This window comes from Pedobacter sp. SYP-B3415 (genome assembly GCF_004138205.1).
Classification (GTDB): domain Bacteria; phylum Bacteroidota; class Bacteroidia; order Sphingobacteriales; family Sphingobacteriaceae; genus Pedobacter.
Window position 1 is genome coordinate 1 of sequence record NZ_RXNQ01000028.1, and the last position, 861, is coordinate 861.

The following is an 861-nucleotide window of genomic DNA, read 5'->3' on the forward strand; positions in this document are numbered from 1 at the left end:
AGGCACACGGTTAACAGCGGAATTCGCTGCTTTTTTAAAAGGATTTAATTGATAATCATCCAATAAGCTGTAAACTTTTAGGACAGCTTTTTCAATTGGATGGTAAACGACTGCAGGAACAATACATCAGGTATTTGAGCGGATTCATGACCTGGGATCAGCTCGATCACGCGCAAGATTGGATACTTTTTCCACAAAACATAGGTCCGCATTTAAGTTTGGATGAGGTATGTTTATCCCAAGGTGAATTGTACACAGTGTTGACCAATAAGGCTGCCCGCGGAAAAAAGGGAGCTTTACTTGCAGTTGTTAAAGGCACTGTCAGCGAGCGTGTAATAGAGGTACTTGAGCGTATTCCATACCGGCTACGCAAAAAAGTTCAGGAAGTTACCTTAGATCTGGCGCCAACCATGGAGCGTATTGCACGCCGGTCATTTCCATTGGCTCAATTGGTGTCCGACAGGTTCCATGTTCAGCAACTGGCCGGGGATGCAGTGCAGCAATTAAGAATAGAATACCGATGGGAAGCTATAGACCAGGAAAGCAAAGAGATTGAACTGGCCAAGGAGGTTGGGAAGCCCTATTTGCCAGAACTTCTTGAAAACGGAGATAGTTTGAAACAGCTACTTGCTCGCAGCAGGCACCTGCTGTTCAAGGATGAAGGCAACTGGACACCTTCACAGCTACAGCGCGCGGAAATACTTTTCGAACGCTATCCAAAACTGGAAGAAGCCTATCTGCTGAGCAGAAAACTTTCTCATATCTTTTCTAAGACTAAGGACAAGGAGGTTGGGTTCACAAAACTTGCCAGGTGGTACGAGCTGGTGGAAAGAGCTGGAATAAAAGCATTCGGTACAGTTT

Annotated in this window: 1 protein-coding gene; it reads left to right on the forward strand. The window is 45.3% G+C overall.

What is annotated here, in order from left to right:
• Positions 1–146 precede the first annotated feature (146 nt).
• Positions 147–861, forward strand: a 715-nt coding sequence (locus EJV45_RS19635) for a transposase (RefSeq protein ID WP_165305031.1), incomplete at its 3' end; no start/stop codon positions are given.